Source organism: Megasphaera massiliensis, from assembly GCF_036305205.1.
Lineage (GTDB): Bacteria > Bacillota > Negativicutes > Veillonellales > Megasphaeraceae > Megasphaera > Megasphaera massiliensis.
Genome location: NZ_JAXIXE010000038.1, coordinates 84,594 through 108,242, shown reverse-complemented (window position 1 = coordinate 108,242; position 23,649 = coordinate 84,594). Strand labels below are relative to the sequence as shown.

The window sequence follows — 23,649 nt, the reverse complement described above, 5'->3', positions numbered from 1 at the left end:
ATCTGGGGCATCTTAAAGAGAGAACGTTACTATGGCCATCGTTTTACAGATAGAGAAACACTGATTAAAGCGATAGAAGAATATATTGAATACTACAATACCAAACGATTACAGAGAAATCTGGGAGTCTTGACTCCGATGGAAAAACATGCCAGCTATTGGCTGGCAGCATAAAAAACTGCCACCGGAAACCGGTGGCAGAAACAAAACCTATTTATATTTTTTCAAGTGTCTACTTGACGGGTAGCAGTTCACCGTCATGGGCGGTCTTTTCTTTTTCTTTAAACTTAAACGTTTATCTATATATTTTCAAAAAAATTTTATTTTTCTTCCTTGACTTTTTAAGTTCTCGGTGATATCATAGCCACATCAACAAAAAACGCCATAAACGCGACGACGCAAAATAGTACGTTCGAACCCCTCGTTTTCAGAGAGCTGCCGGCCGGTGCAAGGCAGTACAGGAGCCGAACCGAACTCATTGCCGAGCGGAGACGCTGAACAAAGTAGGCCGACACGGGAACTCCCGTTACAGAGCATGGATATCGCCGATGGCCGTATCCGAGAGTGCATCCGAGAGGATGAAACAGAGTGGTACCGCGGAAGGATATAACGCCTTTCGTCTCTTAGCAAATACCTTGCAGAGAGACGAAAGGCGTTTTCGTTTCTCTCCCTGTCCATCAAAGGAGGAAACTATTATGGCCAATATTTCATCGATTAAAACGGCATCCCTCAGCATGTGCTTTTCCGTCGGTGCCGTCCTGTTCAGTTCTCACGCCGGCGGCGGTTTTGCCACAGGCAATCAGGAAAACGTCTACTTCGTCAGCCTGGGCTGGCTCGGCCCCATTACGGCGATCATCACCATGCTGCTCTTTACCCTGACCATCAAAGAAGCCATGAACATGTACAATTCGCGGCACCTCACCAGTTACCGCCAGTTATTCCAGAACTTATACCGCCCCTTTACGGGCATCGAATACTTCTTTGAAGCCTTCTTCTATATCATGGTCTTAATGGCCGTATCGGCTACGATTTCCGGTGCCGCTTCCGCCATCAATGCCCAAACCGGCCTCAACTACTACGCCGGTATCGGCGTCGTCGGCATCATCATCTTCTTCTTGACGATCTTCGGTGCCGGCCTGGTCCGCCGAGCAACGACGTACATGGGCATGGCCATCCTGGCCATGGTCGCCATCATTTTCTCGGTCGGCATCTATGCGGCAGGTTCCGTTGAAGGAACCCAGGCCTTTACAGCCGTCATGGCCCAGGACTTTTCCGCCAACGGTTTCAGCAACGTCCCGACAGCCATTCTCCACGCCTTCACCTATGCCGGTTTCCAGTGCGTCGTCATCCCGACCATGATCGTCGTCGGTACGCCCTTAGTCACCCGTAAGAACTGCGCCATGTCGATGTGGATTTCCTTCGCCATGAACGCCGCTGCCCTGACCTTAGCCGTCGTCATGCTCTTAGGCTGGTCCGGCTTCTACGGTAAATCGACACTGCCGACGCTGACCAGCAGCCAGGCCATGGGATTACCGTGGCTGACCATCGTCTACAGTGCCTTCCTGATGCTGTGCCTCATTTCTACCGGCGTCACGACGGTCTTCGGCTTCACCGCTCGTTTTTCGGAAATCAATATCCTGAAAAAAATCAGCTCCCGCTCGGTCATCCGCGCTGCCATGGTCACGGCTTTCATCATCATCGCCTCGATGACCGTTTCCATTGCCGGCCTGACCAATATCATCAAATACGGTTACGGCTACTGCGGATACGCTGCCATCGCCATCATCATCGTCCCCTTCCTGACCATTGGCCGCTATAAAAATAAACGCTATGCCAGTGATAAGGAATACCGGGCTCGCATCGACAGCATGAACGAAAATCCGCAAACGTCACAGGCTTTCAAGCCGACTGCCGAAGCTGCCGGCCATTAATTGAGATAACTCAAGGTATCATCAAAAGACACGTCCGCTCACAGACAGACAAAATGCCTTGCATCTACGAGGGTGCAAGGCATTTTTATCGCTTATGATATTTTTTATTCGACTAAGCGGTCAGGCACTTTCAGTTTCATGAAACCGTATGTGCCATTGGCAATCATCAGCAAGTCCCGGTCCTGTACGTTGAGTTTCTGACGGATTTCAGCATCCCGATTCGCCAAAATCTTGGCACTCCAATTGGGATCGATGAGGGACGAGCATCCGGCAGCGACGATTTCCGAATGGGCCAGTGCCGCTTCTACGTCGGCACGAGTGCGGACGTCACCGACGGAAATGAGGGGCATGCGGCCGCCAATGGCGTCGTGGACATAGGCCAGCATCGATTTTTCCTGGTATTCCGGAAGGTTGGTCTTGCGGTCATAACGGGTCAGGGAAATATGGAGATAATCCAATTTCTTATCGGCCAGTTTATCGACGAGCCACAAAGTTTCCTTCAAATTGAAGCCCGGATCCGTTTCTTCCCGCGGCGAAAAACGGTAGCCGATGATGAAGTTGGGAACGTTCATGGCATCGATGGTTTCAATGATGCCATCGACAACGCGTTCAATGAAGGTATAGCGCTTTTCCAGGCTTCCACCCCATTTGTCGGTGCGGCGGTTGGAATGGGGTGAAAAGAACTGGTGCAGCAAGTAGTGGTTGGCACCGTGGATTTCTACGCCGTCAAACCCGGCTTTGACAGCTCGAACGGCAGCCTTTTTAAAGTTTTCGATGATTTCTTCGATTTCGTCATCCCGCAGTTCCCGCGGCGTTTCGGCACCTTTCTTGGCAGCAGCGACGGCGCTGGGGGCTACAGGCTGTTCGCCTTCGATGGTCTTGCTGTCGGTCATGCGGCCGGCATGGAAGATCTGAAGGATAGCCCGGGTCCCGTCCCGTTTTATCGTCGAAGCCAATTTGCTGAGATTGGGAATGAATGCATCGTCATGGACGCTCAATTCCCCGGTCCACCCCTTGCCGTTCGGCTGGATATAGGCTACGCCCGTAACAAACATGCCGACAGCACCGGTGCGCATGCCGTAATAGGCGATTTCGTCACCTGTGACCGTGCCGTCATAATAACTCATGCGCGTCGTCATGGGCGGAATAGCCAAGCGGTTCTTTACCGTAAGGCCTCGTTTGAAGGTAAGGGTATCCGTTAAGTTAGTCACTGTCTTCACCTCTCTTGAAAGATTATGTCAGTATACGTTTAATAGAGGCACGCCATCATGCCGGCATTTCGTGCTCAGTCCCGGTCGGACGCGCTTAAATTCGACGATTCCCATCGGAATTGAATGTAGCCGTAATAACAGTGCCTGCATCGTACCATCTAGCGTGGTTTGTTTTATCATACCCCAGGCCTTCCAACCCGTCAAGAGACGTCATCAAAAGAAGAAGGAGCTGCCCCTTGAGGATCTTTTTCTCAGGCACAGCTCCAGTTTCTTATAATTCAAATACGTCTCTGCGGCGCAGGGGCAAGTATTGTTTTTCATCCCGCAGTTGGCGGGCCTTTTCGTAATCCAAATCAGCCAACAGGAGTTCTTCACCGGCTCCTGCCAAGGCCGCGACAGATCCGTCCGGTCCGGCAACGATGGTCTGACCACAGAAATCCATGACGCCTTCTTGACCGGTACGGTTGACCATGACGGCATAGAAACTGTTCTGGAAAGCAGGGATCCGAATTTCCCATTGGAATACATCCAGCGGTTCTGTCGTTTCATTGGCCACAGCCGTAATGACCAGATCCGCCCCTTTCAGCGCCAGCGTCCGGAAGCTTTCCGGATAATGACGGTCAAAGCAGACGATAAGGCCGATATTGCCGGCTGATGTCGGCACGACGACGAAACCGTCATCGCCGGGCGAGAAGTAATCCTGCTCATAGAAATGGTGGGCCCGGACAATATGGTTCTTGCGGACAATGGCTTTGATTTCCCCATTTTCATCGATGACCATCATCGTCGGATAAATCTTTCCGTCCCAAGTCAATACCAGTGAAAAGACGCCGATGATGCCTTCTTCCCGGCAGGCACGGCACAGTCCTTCGATATGCGGATCATCCAACGGAAGGGCGATATTGTCCTTAGAAAGACCGGCATACTGCGGTATATATTCCATCAGCTGCCCTTCCGGAAAGCAGACCAGCTGTGCGCCGGATTCTTTCGCCTTATGAAGATAGGTCAGGGCCTTCTGATAATTTTCTTCTAAATTTTTTCCCAACCGGAGCTGGGCACAAGCAATGCGTACCATGAGTTACCTTCCTCTCCTTCTTTATTGCAAGATACGCTGCAGGCGGCGAACCGTTTCCTGCAGGACTTCCATAGAAGCCGCAAAAGGCATGCGGATACAATTTTCAGCACCTCGGCCAAAGGCATCCCCCGGCGCTGCAGCAACCCGGCCCTCGGTAAGGAGGTATTCACTTAAGGCCAGGGAATCCATGCCGCGGTAATCAATCCGTGGTAAGACATAGAAGGCACCTTGAGGAGCCCGGCAGGTGACGCAGGGGATTTCATTCAGGGCCTGTACAAAATATCGACACCGTTCATCATATTCCCGGCACATGCGGCTGACGTCGGCTTCACAATCGAGGGCCGTAAGAGCTGCACTCTGCACGAAGGATGTCGCACAGTTGAGAATATGCTGCTGGACTTTCGCCATTTGCCGAAGCAGATCCGGATCGGCAGCGACGTAGCCCAGACGCCAGCCGGCCATGGCATAGGCTTTTGAAAAACCGTTGAGCGTAATGACCCGGCCTTTCAATTCGGGCAGGCTGGCCGGACTGATATGCTTGAACCCGGAAAAAATGATTCGTTCATAGATTTCGTCGGAAAAGATGAGCAAATCCCGCTCACAAGCCACTTCGGCAATGGCCTTCAGTTCATCAGCCTGGCAGACGCGGCCCGTCGGATTATTGGGCGAGCATAAAATAATGGCCTTCGTCTGCGGCGTAATGAATCGCTCAATCTCACTCTTGCGAATCTGATAGTTATCCTCATAAGACAAAGGGATGCCGATAGCTTTGGCCCCCGTCAATTCAATAATGGGCTTATAGGATACATAGGCCGGTTCAAAATACAGGGCTTCATCACCGGCCTGGAGGCAGGTAAAAAGGCCGATGAAAAGCGCTAATTTCGTACTGGCCGTCACTAAAATCCCTTCCGGAACGGCATCGATGTGATTTTCGACCTGCAGTTTCTGTGCCAGTTTCCGGCGCAGTTCCGGCAGGCCCTGACTCTGGATATAAGAGGTGAATCCGGCCTTCATATCTGTATAGGCCCGTTCGATAATCGGTGACGGCGTCTTAAAATCCGGTTCACCACCGGCCAGGTTAATGATATCCTGGCCTTCTTCTTTCATCTGTTTTGCCAAACTCATGAGCCGCACCGTTGCAGACGGCTGCAGCTCCTTTACCCGTTGGCTGATAAAATCACGCATGACTGATCCCTCCTGTTTCAATTACTGCCACTTCTTGGCAAAGCCCATCAAATCGGCCGTCGTTTGGCCTTGCTGCAACAGAACTTTCAATTCGTCTTCTTTGGCTTTCTTAGCTTGTGATTTTTCAAGAACTTCTGCTGCTTTTTCCTTGGGAATGACGACGACACCGTCGGCATCGCCGATGACGATGTCACCGGGATGAACGATTCGTCCTCCGCATTCAATGACAGCATTGATGGTACCGCATGTTTCTTTCAGCGTCCCGTTCGGGCAGACGCCTCGGGCAAAGACGGGATAGTTCATGTCGATGATATCCCGCTTATCCCGGCAGGCCCCGTCGATGACGACGCCGGCGATTCCCTTGGCCCGGCAGGATGTCGCAAAGAGTTCCCCAAAGACACCGGCCTGGAGATATCCCCCGCACTGAATGACCAAGACGACGCCCGGCTTGGCTTCGGCAATAGCCCGGTGAATCGTCAGGTTGTCGCCGGGCACGCAGGTCACGGTCATGGCATAACCGGTCATTTCAAAATGATAGTCCAACGGTTTTATAGCCTCATCCATACTCCCTTCCCGGCCGTTCATATCACAAATGTTCCCTGTCGGGATACCTTTAAAAGCACTGGCAATATCCATAGTGATTCCCCTCTCTTACTGTTCTTCGTGTGTCTGCAAATGATGATAGCCCATCTGTGCCCGAGCTTCTTTCAAGGTCTTACCGCTCTTGACCAGGGCTACAATCTTTTGTTCCGTCTCTTCAATGGATCGGGCGATTTTCAGCGTCGTTTCTACGGCCTGCAAGGGAATGCAGACGGCACCGTTTTCATCGGCTACGATCAAATCTCCGGGGCAAACCTTGACCGACGAAATAGAAACAGGTTCGTTAATCGAAGAAACTTCAACGCGGTCCTTGCCGGTCATCATGTAATTGCCTTTTGTAAAGATCGGATATTTTAACGCTTGAATCGTCTTAACGTCCCGGCATACGCCGTCGATGACCGTACCGGCCACGCCTTTCCATTCAGCGACCTGGGACATGATATCCCCCCAGACAGTGCAGTACTGTCTGCCTTCATTGGCAATGACGACGACATGGCCCGTCGGCACATCGTCGAGGAAATCGCCTACAGTCCCCTTAGTTTGACCGCAGGGAATATACTGTACGGTAAAAGCCTGGCCGCAAAGACGCGTTCCCGGGACGACGGCTTTGATGCCCAAAAGGCCACCGTCAATACCCTGCTTATCAAGAGCATCGGTCAGGGAAGACGTATCCAATTCTTTAAAAGCTTCTACGATTGATGTATCTAATTCTTTATAGTTCATTTTGACTGCATCCTTTCTGTGATTCCATAAAAGTTACCGGTTTATTCATACCTGTAAAAAAATAAATGACCGTGAGAGCAGCATACAATACCAGGGCCACGCAAAAACCGATACGAGTCGACTCCCCATAGGCGATAACTACCAGGGAAACGGCGATAAAAGCGGCGGCAATCCACGTCGTCAAGGGGTAAAAAGGCAGGCGGAAACGGCTTTCCTTTATTTTCCCGGCGGCCAACAGCCGACGATAACGGTGGTGTGAAACCAAGATGATCATATAGGTCACCATGATGGACGTCGAACCGGCTCCAACCATTGCATTGAAGACATCCTTCGGCACGAAAAGGCTTAAGATAACGCCGGCAAAGAGGGAAATGGCAATGACGATGACACAGCGGTACGGAATGCCGTTGCCATTTATCTTCCGGAGATACTGCGGCGCCTGATGCTGTTCCGACAAGTTAAACACCATTCGCGTCCCGGCAAAGAGATTACTGTTAAACGAAGACAAGGCCGACGTCAGTACGACGAAGTTCATGATTCCGGCTGCTTCTTGAATGCCTGCGTAGTGGAAAACTTGGACAAAGGGACTGCCGAAATTCCCGCCTACCTGATCCCAGGGGAAGATACACATGACGACAAATAACGAGCCGACATAAAAAATGAGGATTCTCAAAAAGATATTGTTAATGGCTTTCGCCAGTGTTTTTTCAGGATTCTGTACTTCACCGGCCGTATTGCCGATCATTTCCGAACCGCCGTACGCATAGATACAAAACGGCAGGGCCATCAAAAAGCCAGAGGCGCCTTTCGGGAAGAAACCTCCCGTATCCCATAAATGAGAGATCCCGACAGGTTCCGAAAATTGCCCGATACCGACAAAAATAATGAGTCCGCCAAAGAAAATCATGCCGACAATGGCAATAATCTTAATCATGGCAAACCAAAATTCCAATTCCCCAAAATGGCGGACGGCCATGAAATTCATCCCGACGATCAGGGCAAAGGCCAGAAACGACCATAACAATCGCGGCGTATCCGGAAGCCAAAACTGCATGAATATCGGTGCTGCAATGATTTCTGCCGTGCAGACAGCCCAAATCATGTACAAATAATTCCACGAAGCCATAAAGCCGGCCCAAGGACCGATATAGTCCCTGGCATGGCGGGCAAAGGACCCGGAAACCGGATTATGTACGGACAACTCGCCTAAAGCCCTCATGACAATAAAGACAATCAAGCCGCAAACCATATATCCCAGGATAATCGACGGCCCTGTCAGCTGGATGGCCGGGGAAGACCCCAGGAACAGGCCGACACCAATAGCTGTGCCAATGGCCATCAACTGAATATGCCGTTCTTTTAAACCACGCTGCAGACCTTCTTTCGTTTTTTCAGCCATAATATAACCTCCTTATACCCGACCGAGCTGAGACTGACGTACGTACACATAGCCGTCCATGATGAGCCGGGCAGTCCGGTACATAGCCGCTTTGCGAACGATAATAGAATCTTTTTCAATATCGACAATCGATTCTGCCGGAATGATTCCTGCCGGATGACCGATACGGATGTCCAGGTTCTGCTTCGTCTCCGGTCGGACGACCGGACTGACGACAGTGCCGGGAAGTTTTGCCGCAATGGCCAAGGTAACCGTTGACGTAACAGGATAACTCTTGTGGACTTGCTGCATGAACAGCAGGCGGCTGACAATATCGACATCCTGTCCGTCTACGTGCTTGCCGTCAAAGGTCTGATACGACGCCGGCGGACTGACCAGTGCAATAAAGGGAACGTATCCCGATTCTTGTACGGAAGACTGCCAATGCTTCACCATTCCGATTTTTTCAGCTGCTTTTCCTCGAATTTCTTCCAACAAGTCCATGACTTCCTTATTGGCTTCGAGCATTTTAGGCGTTTCCAGACCGGTCAGATTGAGTTCAGCGGCTTGGATAAAGACCAAGGGATTGCCGACATCAAAGATGGAAACGCGATAATTCCGACCGCGGGCTTCAATGACATCGGATAAATTTCCGGTAGGCAGCATCTTTCCCGTAAAGGCTCCCTGACCGTCTTTCCAGTCTAAGGTGATGCGGGCCCCGAACCCCGGCACGCCGTCAATATGAAGCTCTCCGTCGACAACGGCTTCGCCTTCAGAAACGGGTATTTCCGCGGTGACGATATTGTTAGAATTCGTCAAGTGGATCCGAACGGTTGTCACCGGTTCCGTTACCGGAACCAATCCGTGATGGATGGCAAACGGACCGACAGCAGCTGCGATATTGCCGCAGTTCCCCTTGCGGTTGACACTGGCTTCGTCGAGTGCCACCTGAGCAAAGGTATAATCTACATCCGCATCAGGCCGTGACGGCGGACCGATGATGGCACATTTGCTGGTCAGTAGGTCACCCCCTCCCAGCCCGTCTATTTGACGGATATCCGGTGTCCCGAAAATCTGTAAGATGACCTTATCCTGCTGATCCCGATCCGACGGCAAATCGTGAGCCATAAGAAAAATTCCTTTACTCGTGCCGCCGCGCATAATACTACAGCGGATCATGTTCATTCCCGGATACATTCAATCAACTCCTTTCAACTATTCCTATTGGTTAATCTCATTATATACGCTAGTCATTCATTTGAATAATGAATGATTTAGCATTATAATATAGATAACTTAGATATTTTATGATATATATCCGCCGTAAGAAGGGATCATTATGAACATCACTGCCATCCGCGTCTTCTTGGAAATCGTCAAGACACACAGTCTTTCGAAAGCAGCGGAAAACCTCTACTTATCACAGTCGACGGTCAGTCATCATTTAAAAACCATGGAAGCCGAACTGAACAGTCAGCTCATTATCCGCCATCAGGGCCAACGGACGATCCACCTGACTCCCAAAGGCGAAAATTTTCTTCCCCTGGCAGAGCGTTGGCTCTCCTTATTTAAGGATACACAGGCGCTTCAAGACATGCGGCCGCACAGCACCTTATCCCTGGGCTGTACAGACAGTCTCAATACCTACGTCTTTCCGGAGCTGTACCAAAATCTCCTCTCCCATGAAGAGACCCTTGACTTAGACATCCGAACCCAGCATTCACAGGAGATCTACAATCTCCTCTTAAATCATGAAATCGACACGGGCTTCGTCATTACCTCCTTCGCTTACAAAAATGTCGTGACCCGAATCTTATTCACCGAACCGATGGTCTTATTGTGCCAAAAAGACATGCCGTTTCCTTCTGCTTCGATTCATCCCCAGGATTTAGACGTAAAAAAAGAAATCTTCATCGACTGGAGCCCTGAATTTCGAGCCTGGCATGATTTCTGGTTCAATACCGTCACCAGTCCGCGCATCAAGTTCAATAATCCGTCATTGAGCCACTATTTTCTAAAAAATAACTACTGGTCTATATTCCCGATCTCCATGGCCCGTTTACTGCTGAAAGAAATGGATTTGGCCGTCTATCCACTGACCTCACCGCCGCCAGATAGGACCATTTATCAAATCACCCATAAGGAGCCCCTTTCCAATCACATTCCCGTACTCACGACATTTCAAAAATACGTCACCTACTTCCAGGAAACGACGACGCTATTTCAAAAACTCTAAAAGGAATGCCCCTCCGCTGTCGCTGGGCCGGCCAACCAAAAACACCCGATATCAAAGGAATCCCTCTGATATCGGGTGTTGTCATGTATTCCGTTTTTGCGGTGCCCCTTAATGGAAGCGCCAGGTCATGCCGGCGTTGAGTTCCCATTCATTGTCGTAGGAGCCGTTGAAGTTCCGTTCGAATTCGAGCCACAGGCTGCGGTCGTTGCTGAGTTCGGCCGTAATGCCGGCGCCGATGTCGTACCACGTATCGTGATGGGTCTTATCGAAGCGCAGGCGTTCCAAGCCGTCCATAGAGGTCAGGTTGAAGGTGCGGTTCCCGGCAAATTCATGGAGGATGTCGGCCTTGAAGTACCAAGCCTTGTTGGCGTCGATGTCACGGCCGAGGCGGAATCCCAGGCGGCCGATGAAGCTGTGGACGCTGTCGAAGTCCTGGCCGACGCCGTCATGGGTCCGGAAGTCGTATCCGTTGATGTGCGTATATTGGAGCTGACTCTGGGGCTCGATGTACCACGAATTGCGCAATGCTTTCTTGCGGCCCCATTCGACGCTGGCCTGCTGGTACCAGGTACCGAAGGAGCTCTTCGATTCGTCACCGTCGAAGAGTCTCGTCGTCCCTTCGGCATTCAATCGGCCAATGCGGCCGACGACGTCGAGGTAGTGGCCCTTCTGACCGAGCCAGGTCTGATAGAAGCTGCCCGTGTAGCCCTTGTACTTGCCCTGCCCTTCGGTAAAGGAGGTTTGGCTGCGAATGTAGCTGAAGGAAAGACCCTGACGAAGGGTACTTCCATCCTCTCTCTGATCTACGCCGTCGAAGCCCAGTTCAAAGCGGTTGCTGTGACCATCATAGCTGTCGCGGCCGAGGTGACGATAGGTTAAACGAGCCCACATGCCCGAATCTTCCCCATCAGTATAACGCGCTTCGCCGAGTCGTTTATTGAGTGTATCCATATTCGTCGCCATGTCGAAGAGGGTGCGGTTCTGCACCGTTGCGGCCGGAACGACATTGCTTTCGACGTTAGCGACGGAGCCGAAGTACCAGTCCGTCCTATCACCCGCCGTTTCATGGGTCAGGCCGATGAGATAATCATAGAGGTGCCCTTTATGGACGTTGCGCTGTTGAATGGAGCTGGTGAGGACGGCATCGCTGTTATGGAGTTCAGCGACATAGAGTCGATCGTTAACGCCCATCTTATTGAGGTTCATGACGCTCGAATCACTCACCAAAGCCTGCGTTCCCGCAGCACTGTCAGTGACCTTCAAATAATCGCTGTTGGCCGTCACGCCTTTCGTCCCTTGATTGGACAGCCAGTCCAAATCCATGACCAGCGTCCCCTCTCCGGCGAGGTTCTTAGCCGTCACCTGCTGGCCCGTCCGACTGCTGTCGGCCATATTGACGATACCGTTATTGGTAAGATTCGTCAAAGAACTGTCACCGGTGACATTCCAAACGGTGCCATTCCCCAAAGTAAGATTCAGCGTCCCTGTACTGTCCGACACAGCAGCCCGGTCCTGATACTGATCGGATGAATCCGAGTCGACAGAAGCAGTCGGATCATCCGATACCGAGGTTGCCCCGGTCAAATAGGAGCCGGCCTTCTCCAAATCGATGGAAACGATACCGCCGTCAGCAGCAACGACATCGCCTTCAATGTATTGATCCGTATCGCTCCCCTTAAAGTCAATGGAGCCGCCATCTACCGCCCGCAAAGCCGTATCGGTGCTGTCAATCACCAAGGGACCGTTGAAATGAATCTTCCCTCCATTGGCGGCAACGGCACCGCTTCCGGTTTTCATGACGACAGGGCCTTCGAAGGTAATGCTGCCGCCGTTATTAGCATAAGCTCCGACGGCACCATTATTTGAGATGGACAACGTCCCGTCCATGACCTTTGCCGTAATCGTGCCATTATCGGCATAGAGATTGGATTCGAGCGGATTTTCGCCATCCTTACCGGCCGTCGAAAGGATCATATCGTGACCGGCCGTCAAATTAGCCGTCCCCTTCGTATCGACATGGACGTTAGGGGCTGCGACGCCAACCTTTAGCACCATATCATGACCGGCCGAGACGTCAGCCGTACTCCTGGCATTCACGGCAATCATACTGAGCTCATCAATAGCCCCCGGCGTATCAAAGACGAGATCATGATCGGCCCGGACCGTCAATTGCGAATCGTCGCGGGTTCGCAAAGTTCGCTGGGCATTACTGAAAAAGTTTTTGCTTTGGAGAGACAGGTTTGAATTATACATGCTGTAAGCACTGGGAGTCAAAGCCAAGGTCTTCACCTTAAAGACAATATCATTGCCTGCTACGACGTCTGCCGAAGAGCCGTCCTTGACGTTAAACAGATTGGTCGAGTAGAGGCTGTCTATAATCAGGTCGTGGCCGGCCTTGACGTGAGCCTCCGTCTCATCCCCTAAATAATAAACGGGGTTGCTGTTTTCATGGTTCTGATAATGGATAATGTCATGACCGGCTTCGATATGTATCACGGCTTGATGGCCATTTACTTCATTGGGCCTTCCATCGCTATTAAAAATAATGTCATTGTCCGCAACGAGATGCACTCTCCCCTGCTGCTCAACATAAACCATAACGACGTCGTCCTTATTGTTCATGACAATATTGTTCCCCGATGATAAGGAAAGGTCATTCTCACCGCCCCAATAAATGATAGGATATTTGTCTTCAATCGTATCTTCTCTATTTAACTGAATATCTTCTGCAGCCTCTACGGAAATGACATGTCCCGTTCCGGTAGCATGGATATCATTAGAGAGATGAGACGTGCTGACGATATTTTTTGCATTTTTGATGATAACTTTATTATTACTCCCATTTGTCAAATTAACAAACGAGCCATAGTCCCCGGAAATAAGGCTATGTCCCTTCATATCAAGGGTAAAAACCTTGTTAGATCCATCCGTAGCTCCAATAATAGACCGGGTCGTATCGTTAGTGGTATCTCCGTCCGCAGCCTCCGTATTAGAGATAATCACATCATCCACGGCCTCAACATCTCTTGACTGTCTAAAAAAAATGGCGTTGTTTCGCCCCTCAATATGGTATTCACCACCGATTTTATCACCGGACAAGGGATAATCTTCAGCCATACAGACATTAGCTACAGGCATAGCCATCAACATAGTCAGAATACACGCTCGTAATACCGTTTTTCTCTCTTTTTTCATAGTTTCGTCTCCACTGTAAACATTAAAATATCGGAACTTTTTTATCTAATTACATTGTAAATCATATCGAATTATAAATCTACACATATTTGTTATTATTTATACTTTTAATTGCATTATAATTGTTTTCTAATAATTCGATAATCCGGTGAAAGAGCAATCTTCCCTCTGACACAGGCATTGTAAAGAAATCCCCGATATCAGCAGTTAGCGTGATACCGGGGATATATCTTTTATTCGTTCAGTTTTCGTCTGGTCTTACGATCAATGGAAGCGCCAGGTCATGCCGCCATTGAGTTCCCACTCGTTGTCGTAGGAGCCGTTGAAGGTCCGTTCAAATTCAAGCCACAGACTGCGGTCATGGCTGAGTTCGGCCGTAAGGCCTGCACCGATATCGTACCAGGTGTCGTGGTTGGTCTTATCGTAGCGAATCCGTTCCGAGCCGTCCAAAGAAGTCAGGTCAAAGGTCCGGTTGCCGGCAAATTCATGGAGGATGTCGGCTTTGAAGTACCAAGACTTATTGGCATCGATATCTTTGCCCAAGCGGAAGCCTAAGCGACCGATGAGGCTGTGGACGCTGTCGAAGTCCTGGCCGACGCCGTCATGGGTCCGGAAGTCGTATCCGTTGATGTGCGTATATTGGAGCTGGCTCTGAGGCTCGATGTACCACGAATCGCGCAATACTTTCTTGCGGCCCCATTCGACGCTGGCCTGCTGGTACCAGGTACCAAAGGAGCTCTTCGATTCGTCACCGTCGAAGAGTCTCGTCGTCCCATCGCCGTTAATCTTTCCAATGCGGCCGACGACGTCGAGATAATGGCCGTTCTGTCCGAACCAAGTCCGGTACAAGCTGCCCGTATAGCCTTTGTATTTTCCATTGCCTTCATCAAAGGAAGTCCGGCTCTTGAGGTAACTGAAGGACAGGCCCTGACGAAGGGTGCTGTCATCGCTCGGTGTTACCGTATCGTAACCGAGTTCGAAGCGGTTGCTGTGACCGTCGTAGCTGTCACGGCCGAGGTGTCGATAGGTCAAACGGGCCCACATACCCGAATTTTCGCCGTCGGCATAACGCGCTTCGCCGAGTCTCTTATTGAGTGTGTCCATATTCGTCGCCAAGTCGAAGAGGGCTCGGTTCTGCACCTTAGCTGCCGGAACGACGTTGCTTTCGACCCTATCGACAGCCGTGAAGTACCAGTCCGTCATATCATCCGTTGTTTCATGAGTGAGTCCGATAACGGGGTCATAAAGATGACCTTTATTAGCGATTCGTCCCTGAATGGAACTGGTAAGGACGGCGTCACTATTATGTAAAGAGGCGATATACAAGCGGTCATTGACCGTCATCTTATCGAGGTTCATGGCCGACGAATCAGCAACGACAGTCTGAGTTCCCGTGGCACTGTCAGTGACTGTCAGATAATCGCTGTTAGCCGTAGCACTCTTGGTCCCCTGATTGGACAGCCAGTCCAAATCCATGGCCAGTGTGCCCGTGCCGGAAAGGGTATTGACGGTTAACTGCTGACCGGTCCGGCTGCTGTCTCTCATATTGACGGTGCCGTTATTGGTAAGGTTAGTCAGGGAGCTGTCGCCGGTCACATTCCAAACGGTTCCCGTCCCAAGATTCAAGTCCAGCGTTCCCGCACTTTCATCGGTGCCGTCTGCGGCTCGATTGCGATAAGAGGAACGAGAAAGGGCTGCGCCATCAGACACGGTCGTCGTCCCGGTCAGGTACGAGCCGGCCTTATTCAATTCCAACAAAACAGTGCCGCCGTCGGCCACGATATGGCCTTCAATATATTTAGCCGAATCCTCTGCGGTCGCCTCGATGACGCCGCCGTCGACAGCATGTAAAGCCGTGCCGGTACTGCGAATCGTCAAAGGTCCATTGAAAAGAATGGTTCCTTCATTAACAGCCACAGCCCCGTTTGCCGTGTCCAAAACGGCGTCACCACCGACGGTGATGTTGCTACCGTCGGCTGTAAGTCCCGCTGCACTGCTCTTAAGCGTCAAAGGCCCGTTAAAGAGAATCGTTCCGCCATATTCAGCAAGGACTCCGTAAGCCCCATTCAGGACAGCTTCACCTTCGACAGTGATACTGCCCTCATCAGCCGTAAGTCCCGTCGCCGTACTATTGATGGTCAAAGGTCCGTTAAAAAGAATCGTTCCTCCATTTTTAGCAATGACTCCGTCTAAGCCATTCAGGACAGCTTCACCTTCGACAGTAATACTACTATTATCTCTGTAAGCTACAAGGCCGGTATCCGTACTGCGTACGGTCAAAGGCCCTTTAAAGAGAAGGCTTCCACCGTTTTGAGCAATAGCTCCGTCAGAGGCATCCACATCAGCAGCCCCGTCAAGCGTAATCGTACCCTCATCGGCATTAAGTCCTGCGTCACTACTCGTAAGCTTCAGAGATGGGCCGGTAAAGGAAATCGTTCCTCCATTGATAACCACGGCGCCATCTCCCGTATCCATGTCAACCTTTCCTCCGAGGGTAATTTTACCGCCATTATTAGCATATACCCCAACAGCCCCGTTATTAGAGATAGTCAGCGTCCCTTCGGTAGCCTTAGCCGTAATCACAGCCTTTTCGCCATCGGCATACAGATTGGCAATTTTCGGATTTCTATCATCTGCTCCGGTCGTCGAAAGAGTCATATCGTTGCCGGCTTCCAAATTGACCGTGCCCTTGGCATGGACGACAGGCGCTGCAACACCGATATCCAAGGTCATGTCGTGACCTGCCGTGATATCAGCCGTACTGCTCTCATCGGTATCAATCAGACTGACAGCTTGTCCGCTCTTGGTACTGACGGAAATATCATTTCCGGCTCCTACCGTGACAGACGCCCCCTCTTTAAGGTCAAACATGTTTACCGACGGAACATCTTTCAGAATAATATCATGTCCGGACTTGATAGAGGCCTTGCTTCCAGATTCTAAAACATGAACAGGGTTCGCATTTTCCTTCTGATTATTATAGATAATATCGTTCCCGGCCACCAAATTGACTTCTGCCTTATTCTTACCAAATACAACACGATTCACACCTTTATTATTGAAGTGGATATCATTATCGGCAGATAGGCTCACTTGACTCTGATTCTCCGCGTGAATCATCTGATTCGTACCGTACTTTGGATTCTGACCATACTCCTGATTCAATATCACATCGTGATCAGCATGTATATTCGCCGTTCCCTCCTTTTTAAGCTCTATGATAAAACTCATGCTGCCATTGGTTACAACGACATCCTTCCCTGCCGATAGAGAAAGAACACTGCCCTTATCTTGAATAAAAAGCGGGGAATACCCATTATCGTTTTCAATCTTATTAAATTCAATATTTTTTTTCGCATCCAGAGAAATGTTATGCCCTTCCCCCCAAGAAAAGATAGAAGAAATCTTATGGAAGTTACTAACTATATTGTCGGCATTGGTAATCGTAACTTTATTATCATTTCCGCCAGAAAAATTAATAAAATTGCCATATTCTCCTGCAGTAAGCGTATGTCCATCCATATCAAGGGTAAAGGACTTATGGTCTTGACGACTCGCACCAATAATCGGCCAACTATCGCTATTATCGTTGTTATTGATTTTCACATCACCTGCAGCCCGGACGATTTCTTCATCCTTATTCACCGTAACCCCATATCTCCTAGGAGGAAGGGTATATTCATCGGATATCTCCGTTCCCTCCGTCCAAAGGGGGGAACTGGCATAGGAACCGGCCACGGGCATGGCCAGCAGCATGGTCAAAATACAGGCTCGCAATACATTCCGTTTCTCCGTTTTCATCGTATCCTCTCCAAACATAAAAAATCCGAAAATCATTCATTTTATTCAAGTATAAATTACTTCCTGTCATTTATCTATATACTTTTGTAATAGAATGGTCATTTATCTGTATAATATGTGTAAGTTTTATGTTTATATGATCAATTTATCGATAAGTTATTGTGATATATGTATTTTTTTGAACGAAAAAATCCCAGATATCAAGATATTTCGCTTGATATCGGGGATAATAGTTTATGTATTCAATTGTTTTCCTTATTTCCCTTAATGGAAGCGCCAGGTCATACCGCCATTGATTTCCCAGTCTCTGCCGTAGGAACCGTTGAAGGTCCGTTCCAATTCAAACCACAGACTCCGGTCGTGGCTGAGCTCAGCCGTGATGCCTGCGCCGACATCGTACCAGGTGTCATGATCCGTCTTATCGTAGCGAATCCGTTCCAAGCCATCTACAGAGGTCAGATCAAAAGTCCTGTTGCCGGCAAATTCATGAAGGATGTCGGCTTTAAAATACCAAGATGTATTGGCGTCGATGTCTTTGCCCAAGCGGAAGCCTAAGCGGCCGATGAGGCTGTGGACGCTGTCGAAGTTTTGGCTGATGCCGTCACTGGTCCGGTAGTTGGTCCTATTGATGTGCGTATACTGCAGTTGGCTCTGCGGTTCGACGTACCACGAATCGCTCAGAACTTTCTTGCGGCCCCATTCGACACTGGCCTGTTGGTACCAAGTCCCGAAGGAACTCTTTGATTCGTCGCCATTGGTGAGTCTCGTCGTCCCTTCGGCATTCAAGCGGCCAATACGGCCGACGACGTCGAGGTAATGACCTTTCTGTCCCATCCAAGTCCGGTACAAGCTGCCCGTGTAGCCCTTGTACTTGCCCTGACCTTCGGCAAAGGAGGTTTGGCTGCGAAGGTAGCTGAAGGAAAGGCCCTGACGAAGGGTGCTGTCATCGCTCGGTTTTACCGTATCGTAGCCGAGTTCAAAGCGATTGCTGTGGCCGTCGTAGCTGTCGCGGCCAAGGTGGCGATAGGTTAAACGAGCCCACATACCCGAATCTTCACCGTCGGCATAGCGAGCTTCGCCGAGGCGTTTATTGAGGGTATCCATATGGGTTGCCATGTCGAACAGGGTGCGGTTCTGCACCTTAGCTGCCGGAACGACATTGCTTTCGACGCTAGCGACGGATCCGAAGTACCAGTCCGTCGTATTGCCCGTCGTTTCATGGGTAAGGCCGATGATGTAATCATAGAGATGCCCCTTATTGACGTTGCGTTGCTGGATGGGGCTGGTAAGAATGGCATCGCTGTTATTGAGTTCAGCGACATAGAGGCGGTCGTTAACCCCCATCTTATCGAGATTCATGACAGTCGGATTGCTCACCAAAGACTGCGTCCCGGTGGCACTGTCAGTGACCTTCAAATAATCACTGTTGGCCATGACGCCTTTCGTCCCCTGATTGGACAGCCAGTCCAAATCCATGACCAGCGTCCCCGTACCGGAAAGGGTCTTAGCCGTCACCTGTTGGCCCGTCCGATTGCTGCCACTCATATTGACGGTGCCGTTATTGGTAAGATTGGTCAAAGAACTGTCGCCGGTGACGTTCCAAACGGTACCGTTCCCAAGGGTCAGGTTCAGCGTCCCCGTACTGTCAGATACGGCCGCCCGATTCAAAGACGAATCGAGAGAAGCCGTGCTGTCCGACACCGATGTCGTCCCGGTTAAATAGGATCCGGCCGTATTCAAGTCGAGAGAAACGGTACCGCCGTTAGAAACGACATTGCCTTCAATATATTTATCCGAATCAGCCGCAGTAGCATCAATGGTGCCGCCGTCAGCAGCCCGCAAAGCAGTATCAGCGCTGTGAAGGGTCAATGGACCGTTGAAAAGAATCGTTCCGCCATTGGTTGCTACAGCTCCGTCAGTCGTATCCATAACGGCGGCCCCATCAAGAGTAATGCTGCCGCCATCAGCCGTAAGCCCCGTTGCACTGCTCTGAAGAGTCAGGGGGCCATTGAAAAGAATCGTCCCGCTATTATTGGCCACAGCGCCGTCAGTCGTATTCATCGCAGCGTCCCCATCGAGGGTAATACTGCCGCCATCAGCCGTAAGGCCCGTTGCACTGCTCTGAAGCGTTACCGGGCCCTTGAAAAGAATCGTTCCGCTATTGGCAGCCATGGCTCCGCTTCCGACTTTCATGACGACAGGACCTTCGAAGGTAATGCTGCCGCCGTTATCAGCATAGGCCCCGACAGCGCCTTCGTTAGAAATGGACATAGTTCCGTCCATGACTTTCGCCGTAATTGTGCCGTCGTTAGCATAGAGGTTAGATGCCCGAGGATTGGTTGCATCTTTACCTGTCGTCGAAAGAATCATGTCGTGACCAGCGGTCAAATTGACAACACCCCCAGATGTCGCCTGAGCGTTGCGAGCCGTTACTCCGATAGATAGAATCATATCATGGTCAGCAGTAACTTCGTTTCGCCCCAATGAATCCGAAGAAATCATACTGCCCTTTACAGTATTGACTCCAGAGGTGATAAATTTGATATCATGGCTCGCATCGATATCTATCGTAGATTTATTACCTGCCCACAAAGTACTTTGCGCATTGCTGAAAAAGTCCCTGCTCTTTAGGGAAAAGGAGGAATTATTTGTAGTTCCTATAGCGGGCAGTGATGACAAATTCGTAATATGAAATAAGATGTCGTTATCAGCCACTACTGCTACAGAAGAGCCCCCCACGATCTTAAACAGATTGGTTGAGCGAACACTGTTTATTACGATGTCGTGGCCAGCTTTGATTCTCGTCTTCATCTTAGAAGCAAAAGAATTGACAGGACTCCCGTTCTCATGTTTGTGATTATAGACAATATCACGCCCCGCCTCAATATTGATTTGACTCTGCTTTCCATAAATGATATTTCCGTTACCTTCATTATCGAAGACAATGTCATTGCCGGAAATCATCTCCAGTGAGTAGTCATTGCTTACGGTAAGTATTGGAGAACCTTCTATTTTAGCCTGATTAAACAATAAGTTGCGACCGGCCCGCACCTCCGCCTTTCCTCCATCCGTAAGATTAAGTATATTCGTAGTATTTTCATTGGTCAGAATCACATCGCGACCAGCCGATAGATGTAAGAGATTATCACCAGCGATAGAAATAAGAGTTGCCGGTGAATCAGACCTCTTTTTATTCAACTGAATATCATTGCTAGCATCTAAGGAGATATTATGCCCTGATCCAACAGCATATATGAGATTAGCTTTATGTGTGGTGCTGGTGATATTCCAAGCATTCACAACCTCAGCCTTATTATTACTCCCACCTGTCAAATTGATAAATGAACCGTAGTCGCCAGCAGTAATATTTTTTCCATTCATATCGAAGGTAAAGGAATTCCCATCTTCACCGACAGTTGAAATGATAGACATTGTATCATCATTGTTATCCAAATCAGCTTCTGCCCCATTTTTGATAATTACATCATCTTTGGCTTGAACTGTTTTTTCACTCTCATCAAAGGAAATAGCGTGGTTTCTGCCTTTGATTTCATATGTACCACCGATATTATCTTCATCGGTCCAAGGATAAGAAGATGCCGAACAGACACCGGCAACAGGCATAGTCATCAATACGCTCAAGATACAGGCACGCAATATATTCCGTCTATCTTTACTCATGACTCCACTTCCAATCAATATAATTTGTTTTATGTAATTATATTGTAAATCAAATTTTAGTGTAAATCCACACAACTATATCATTATTATTTATTCTAATCGTATTTTAATTGTGTCTATAAGCTCTTCCCATAAAAAGAAGCCCATTCTCTCGAAAGGGCTTTGATAACACAATATGTCATTTATTTTTCTCTTTATCGGCCAAAAAGGCTTCGGCATCTTTGCGGACCTCTTCTAAATCGAGGCCTTGACTGCGGGCACCGAAGATACAGCCGCAGTAAGGCTGGCGATAGAGTCCGTAGGCTTCGGCCATCTTAGTCGAGGTCAGAAAGCCGTTGCCCTTCTTAAAGTCCGTAGGCAAGTAGGAAATCCCGTATGCTGCTTCAATCTCGCGGCCGACGTCATTGATGACCTGCGAATTTTTATGAGGGCTGACGGTCAAGGTCGTCGTGAAGTAATCGAAGTCGAGTTCCTTCATCTTTTCGGCAGCGGCCTTCATGCGCTGCTCAAAACAAACGCGGCAGCGGGCGCCGCCTTCCGGCTCGTCTTCCAGGCCTTTTACGGCTTCAAAATAAGATTTAGGCTCATATGGGGCGGCCAAGAAGTGAACGTCGTGGCCCGTTTTTTCATTATATTCGGCAATGAACTCTTTCTGCACCCATTCCCGCCGCTTATATTCCGCTTCGGGATGAATGTTGGGATTAAAAAAATAGACCGTCACGTCGGAAACCTCAACCAGGCGATCCAAGACGGCCGTACTGCAGGGACCGCAGCAGGAGTGGAGCAGAATTCGCGGCTTGACGCCGTCCTGCTGCCAGCGCTTGGCCATCTTCTGGTACACCGTATCGTAGTTGATCCGCTGGTTCGGATTCATACGGGATAAAATTTCATGATAATCGATCATCGTCTGTACTCACTTTCTGTCGCCTAAAAGCCGGCGAAAAGGACGGCACGGACACCGTAAAAAAACACCCGCGCGGCTTCCCGGCTGCGTGGGTATGGTCTTTCAAATTGGTGGAGCATAGGGGGATCGAACCCCTGACCTCAAGATTGCGAACCTTGCGCTCTCCCAGCTGAGCTAATGCCCCAATACGTCCTTATTGTAACGCAAAAGTTCCTGAGGTACAAGAAAAAGTTGATCCCCGCCCCAAACTAGAACCACCTTATTCAAACAAATCATCTAAGCGATAGAGAACAACGTCCGGTCGGGGCGTAACTTGATAGCCGGAACGGGAAAAAAATCCGTATTGATAGCAGGCTAACCCCGTCTGCTGTACCTGTCGTATCTCCTCTTCTATCATGGCGTCCGTCAATGGAGACTGACGAAATTTCGCTTCATAAAAGATGTATCCTTTCCGGTCATGGGTTACGACATCGAATTCGCCATTACGATGTTCTTTCGGTAAATCATAATAGTAGCGGCCAATGGCATCGAATATTTCGGGCAGCTCTCCCCTTCTATTTTTTCGGATAAGGAATTGACGACAAATATCTTCAAAACAATGCGGAACAAGCTGTTCTTCAAAATCAGTGTCAATATATCGATCATAAAAGGCATCAGGCGACATAATACGCCGCTGTGAACTATATCGGAAAAGATATCGGTAATAGAAGCCAGCCATATTATCTGAAATATGATAGCTGGTTTTTTTCGCATTTTGAGCATCATTAATAGGAGCCGTCTTTTCCACCAGTTCCATCAAAATCAGTCGTTTCAATACCTCAGCCAGTACCGGGCTGCTGGAAATATGAGATTGGGACAAAATATCCTTATACCGCCGAAAACCTCGCGCTAAGGCTTCAAAGGCTTCATTAGCATTGACAAATTTCCCCAATTCTCCCAATAAATACATTTGAACCTCATTTTCTAACCGCGCACCCGGTACAACGAGAAGGCGAAGAATATTGTCACGAACGCTCGTAGTCTCATCGACAAGCCGGTTATAGTAAGGAATGCCGCCAAAAACACTGTACAAGCGAATCTTATCAACGGGAGAAAATGAAGGATAGAACTGCGCTGTTTCAAAATAGTCCATGGGATGCAAATGAATCGTCATGGTCAATCGGCCGTACAGTGGATTTTCTTCCAATAATAAGGATTTCATCGTGTCCACGAAGGAACCGCAAAGGATTAATTTTAACTGCGATTGGCCGTGATATTTGTCAATCATCGCCTGAATGATGCTGTCAAGGCCTTTTACGGTCTGACGTAAATAGGGATATTCATCCAAAACAAGTACACTCTTTTCCCGACAAGCCTGTTGAAAGAAAAAATCCAACAAAGCTTCAAAACTGTCAAAAGACAGCGGCGGATAGCCATATATTTCGGAAAACAAAGCCGATAAGCTCTCGGTATTATTCATCTCCGTCGTTCGCTTACACTGATAGTACAGTCCTTTTGTCTGACAGCCTTGCAAAAATTGTTTTATCAACTCACTTTTCCCTACGCGGCGTCTGCCATAAATAAGGACGACTTCTTGTTGATCTGAATGGTACATTTCCGCCAATTTCTCTAATTCATCCTGTCTGCCAATAAACATATTTTCTCCTTTACTCAGATTTCTTTTAGTCATATTATTTTTAGTCGGAAATTTATGACTCATTCCTTTCCGACTAAAATACTTTTAAGTAAA

16 protein-coding genes, 1 tRNA gene and 1 other annotated feature are annotated in these 23,649 nt (G+C 49.2%); of the genes, 4 read left to right on the top strand and 13 right to left on the bottom strand.

All coding sequences use genetic code 11. The features are described from left to right. Together UCI88_RS11445 and UCI88_RS08255 are read left to right on the top strand one after the other, a co-directional pair. A complete protein-coding gene (locus UCI88_RS11445; protein WP_407944387.1) occupies positions 1 to 174 on the top strand; it encodes an IS3 family transposase in 174 nt (57 codons plus the stop codon). Between the two features lie 210 nt (positions 175 to 384). After that, positions 385 to 627, top strand: a binding site (T-box leader). A 68-nt stretch (positions 628 to 695) separates the two neighbouring features. Then, entirely contained in the window at positions 696 to 1,931 is a 1,236-nt protein-coding gene (locus UCI88_RS08255) for a YkvI family membrane protein (protein WP_256179343.1), read from the top strand. A 104-nt stretch (positions 1,932 to 2,035) separates the two neighbouring features. On the opposite strand, the gene UCI88_RS08250 is transcribed toward UCI88_RS08255, so the two are convergent. The 7 genes from UCI88_RS08250 to UCI88_RS08220 form a co-directional block, all read right to left on the bottom strand. Next, entirely contained in the window at positions 2,036 to 3,142 is a 1,107-nt protein-coding gene (locus UCI88_RS08250) for an NADH-dependent flavin oxidoreductase (protein ID WP_256179344.1), read from the bottom strand. A gap of 271 nt (positions 3,143 to 3,413) precedes the next feature. Then, positions 3,414 to 4,217 (bottom strand): carbon-nitrogen hydrolase family protein, encoded by an 804-nt coding sequence (locus tag UCI88_RS08245; RefSeq protein ID WP_044503583.1) that lies wholly within the window; start codon positions 4,215 to 4,217, stop codon positions 3,414 to 3,416. A gap of 21 nt (positions 4,218 to 4,238) precedes the next feature. After that, complete coding sequence (locus UCI88_RS08240) at positions 4,239 to 5,402, bottom strand: pyridoxal phosphate-dependent aminotransferase (RefSeq protein ID WP_044503582.1); 1,164 nt, start codon at positions 5,400 to 5,402, stop codon at positions 4,239 to 4,241. A 21-nt stretch (positions 5,403 to 5,423) separates the two neighbouring features. Next, positions 5,424 to 6,038: a 4-carboxy-4-hydroxy-2-oxoadipate aldolase/oxaloacetate decarboxylase gene (locus tag UCI88_RS08235; RefSeq protein WP_044503581.1), complete on the bottom strand. Its 615-nt coding sequence runs from the start codon at positions 6,036 to 6,038 to the stop codon at positions 5,424 to 5,426. A gap of 15 nt (positions 6,039 to 6,053) precedes the next feature. Further along, positions 6,054 to 6,725 (bottom strand): RraA family protein, encoded by a 672-nt coding sequence (locus tag UCI88_RS08230; RefSeq protein WP_044503580.1) that lies wholly within the window; start codon positions 6,723 to 6,725, stop codon positions 6,054 to 6,056. Next, a complete protein-coding gene (locus UCI88_RS08225; protein ID WP_044503579.1) occupies positions 6,715 to 8,124 on the bottom strand; it encodes an amino acid permease in 1,410 nt (469 codons plus the stop codon). Before UCI88_RS08225 ends, UCI88_RS08230 begins: the two co-directional genes overlap by 11 nt. 12 nt (positions 8,125 to 8,136) lie before the next feature. Then, positions 8,137 to 9,282, bottom strand: coding sequence for a 2-methylaconitate cis-trans isomerase PrpF family protein (locus UCI88_RS08220; protein WP_330024171.1), 1,146 nt, complete (start codon positions 9,280 to 9,282; stop codon positions 8,137 to 8,139). A 160-nt stretch (positions 9,283 to 9,442) separates the two neighbouring features. On the opposite strand from UCI88_RS08220, the gene UCI88_RS08215 reads away from it, so the two are divergent. Then, positions 9,443 to 10,339: a LysR family transcriptional regulator gene (locus UCI88_RS08215; RefSeq protein ID WP_044503577.1), complete on the top strand. Its 897-nt coding sequence runs from the start codon at positions 9,443 to 9,445 to the stop codon at positions 10,337 to 10,339. A 108-nt stretch (positions 10,340 to 10,447) separates the two neighbouring features. On the opposite strand, the gene UCI88_RS08210 is transcribed toward UCI88_RS08215, so the two are convergent. From UCI88_RS08210 to UCI88_RS08200, 3 genes are all read right to left on the bottom strand, one after another. Next, entirely contained in the window at positions 10,448 to 13,489 is a 3,042-nt protein-coding gene (locus tag UCI88_RS08210; RefSeq protein ID WP_302357142.1) for an autotransporter outer membrane beta-barrel domain-containing protein, read from the bottom strand. A 309-nt stretch (positions 13,490 to 13,798) separates the two neighbouring features. Beyond that, on the bottom strand, positions 13,799 to 17,335 hold the full coding sequence (locus tag UCI88_RS08205) for an autotransporter outer membrane beta-barrel domain-containing protein (protein WP_256179347.1): 3,537 nt from the start codon (positions 17,333 to 17,335) through the stop codon (positions 13,799 to 13,801). 264 nt (positions 17,336 to 17,599) lie between these two features. After that, positions 17,600 to 19,786 carry an autotransporter outer membrane beta-barrel domain-containing protein gene (locus UCI88_RS08200; protein ID WP_302357144.1) on the bottom strand — a complete coding sequence of 729 codons (2,187 nt, stop codon included), beginning with the start codon at positions 19,784 to 19,786 and terminating at the stop codon, positions 17,600 to 17,602. A 396-nt stretch (positions 19,787 to 20,182) separates the two neighbouring features. On the opposite strand from UCI88_RS08200, the gene UCI88_RS08195 reads away from it, so the two are divergent. Beyond that, complete coding sequence (locus UCI88_RS08195) at positions 20,183 to 20,308, top strand: hypothetical protein (RefSeq protein WP_256179349.1); 126 nt, start codon at positions 20,183 to 20,185, stop codon at positions 20,306 to 20,308. Positions 20,309 to 21,194: 886 nt separating this feature from the next. Here the strand turns inward: UCI88_RS08195 and UCI88_RS08190 are convergent. From UCI88_RS08190 to UCI88_RS08180, 3 genes are all read right to left on the bottom strand, one after another. After that, a complete protein-coding gene (locus UCI88_RS08190) occupies positions 21,195 to 21,920 on the bottom strand; it encodes an epoxyqueuosine reductase QueH (protein ID WP_256179350.1) in 726 nt (241 codons plus the stop codon). A 108-nt stretch (positions 21,921 to 22,028) separates the two neighbouring features. Beyond that, positions 22,029 to 22,104: transfer RNA gene (locus tag UCI88_RS08185), tRNA-Ala, on the bottom strand. Between the two features lie 75 nt (positions 22,105 to 22,179). Further along, a complete protein-coding gene (locus UCI88_RS08180) occupies positions 22,180 to 23,589 on the bottom strand; it encodes an ATP-binding protein (RefSeq protein ID WP_302357147.1) in 1,410 nt (469 codons plus the stop codon). Positions 23,590 to 23,649 lie beyond the last annotated feature (60 nt).

Coding starts and splice junctions, on each gene's coding strand:
- UCI88_RS08255 (WP_256179343.1), top strand. CDS start 696: ATGGCCAATATTTCATCGATTAAAACGGCATCCCTCAGCATGTGCTTT.
- UCI88_RS08245 (WP_044503583.1), bottom strand. CDS start 4,217: ATGGTACGCATTGCTTGTGCCCAGCTCCGGTTGGGAAAAAATTTAGAA.
- UCI88_RS08240 (WP_044503582.1), bottom strand. CDS start 5,402: ATGCGTGATTTTATCAGCCAACGGGTAAAGGAGCTGCAGCCGTCTGCA.
- UCI88_RS08235 (WP_044503581.1), bottom strand. CDS start 6,038: ATGGATATTGCCAGTGCTTTTAAAGGTATCCCGACAGGGAACATTTGT.
- UCI88_RS08230 (WP_044503580.1), bottom strand. CDS start 6,725: ATGAACTATAAAGAATTAGATACATCAATCGTAGAAGCTTTTAAAGAA.
- UCI88_RS08225 (WP_044503579.1), bottom strand. CDS start 8,124: ATGGCTGAAAAAACGAAAGAAGGTCTGCAGCGTGGTTTAAAAGAACGG.
- UCI88_RS08220 (WP_330024171.1), bottom strand. CDS start 9,282: ATGATCCGCTGTAGTATTATGCGCGGCGGCACGAGTAAAGGAATTTTT.
- UCI88_RS08215 (WP_044503577.1), top strand. CDS start 9,443: ATGAACATCACTGCCATCCGCGTCTTCTTGGAAATCGTCAAGACACAC.
- UCI88_RS08210 (WP_302357142.1), bottom strand. CDS start 13,489: ATGTTGATGGCTATGCCTGTAGCTAATGTCTGTATGGCTGAAGATTAT.
- UCI88_RS08205 (WP_256179347.1), bottom strand. CDS start 17,335: ATGAAAACGGAGAAACGGAATGTATTGCGAGCCTGTATTTTGACCATG.
- UCI88_RS08200 (WP_302357144.1), bottom strand. CDS start 19,786: ATGATTCTATCTATCGGAGTAACGGCTCGCAACGCTCAGGCGACATCT.
- UCI88_RS08195 (WP_256179349.1), top strand. CDS start 20,183: ATGTTTGTGATTATAGACAATATCACGCCCCGCCTCAATATTGATTTG.
- UCI88_RS08190 (WP_256179350.1), bottom strand. CDS start 21,920: ATGATCGATTATCATGAAATTTTATCCCGTATGAATCCGAACCAGCGG.
- UCI88_RS08180 (WP_302357147.1), bottom strand. CDS start 23,589: ATGACTAAAAGAAATCTGAGTAAAGGAGAAAATATGTTTATTGGCAGA.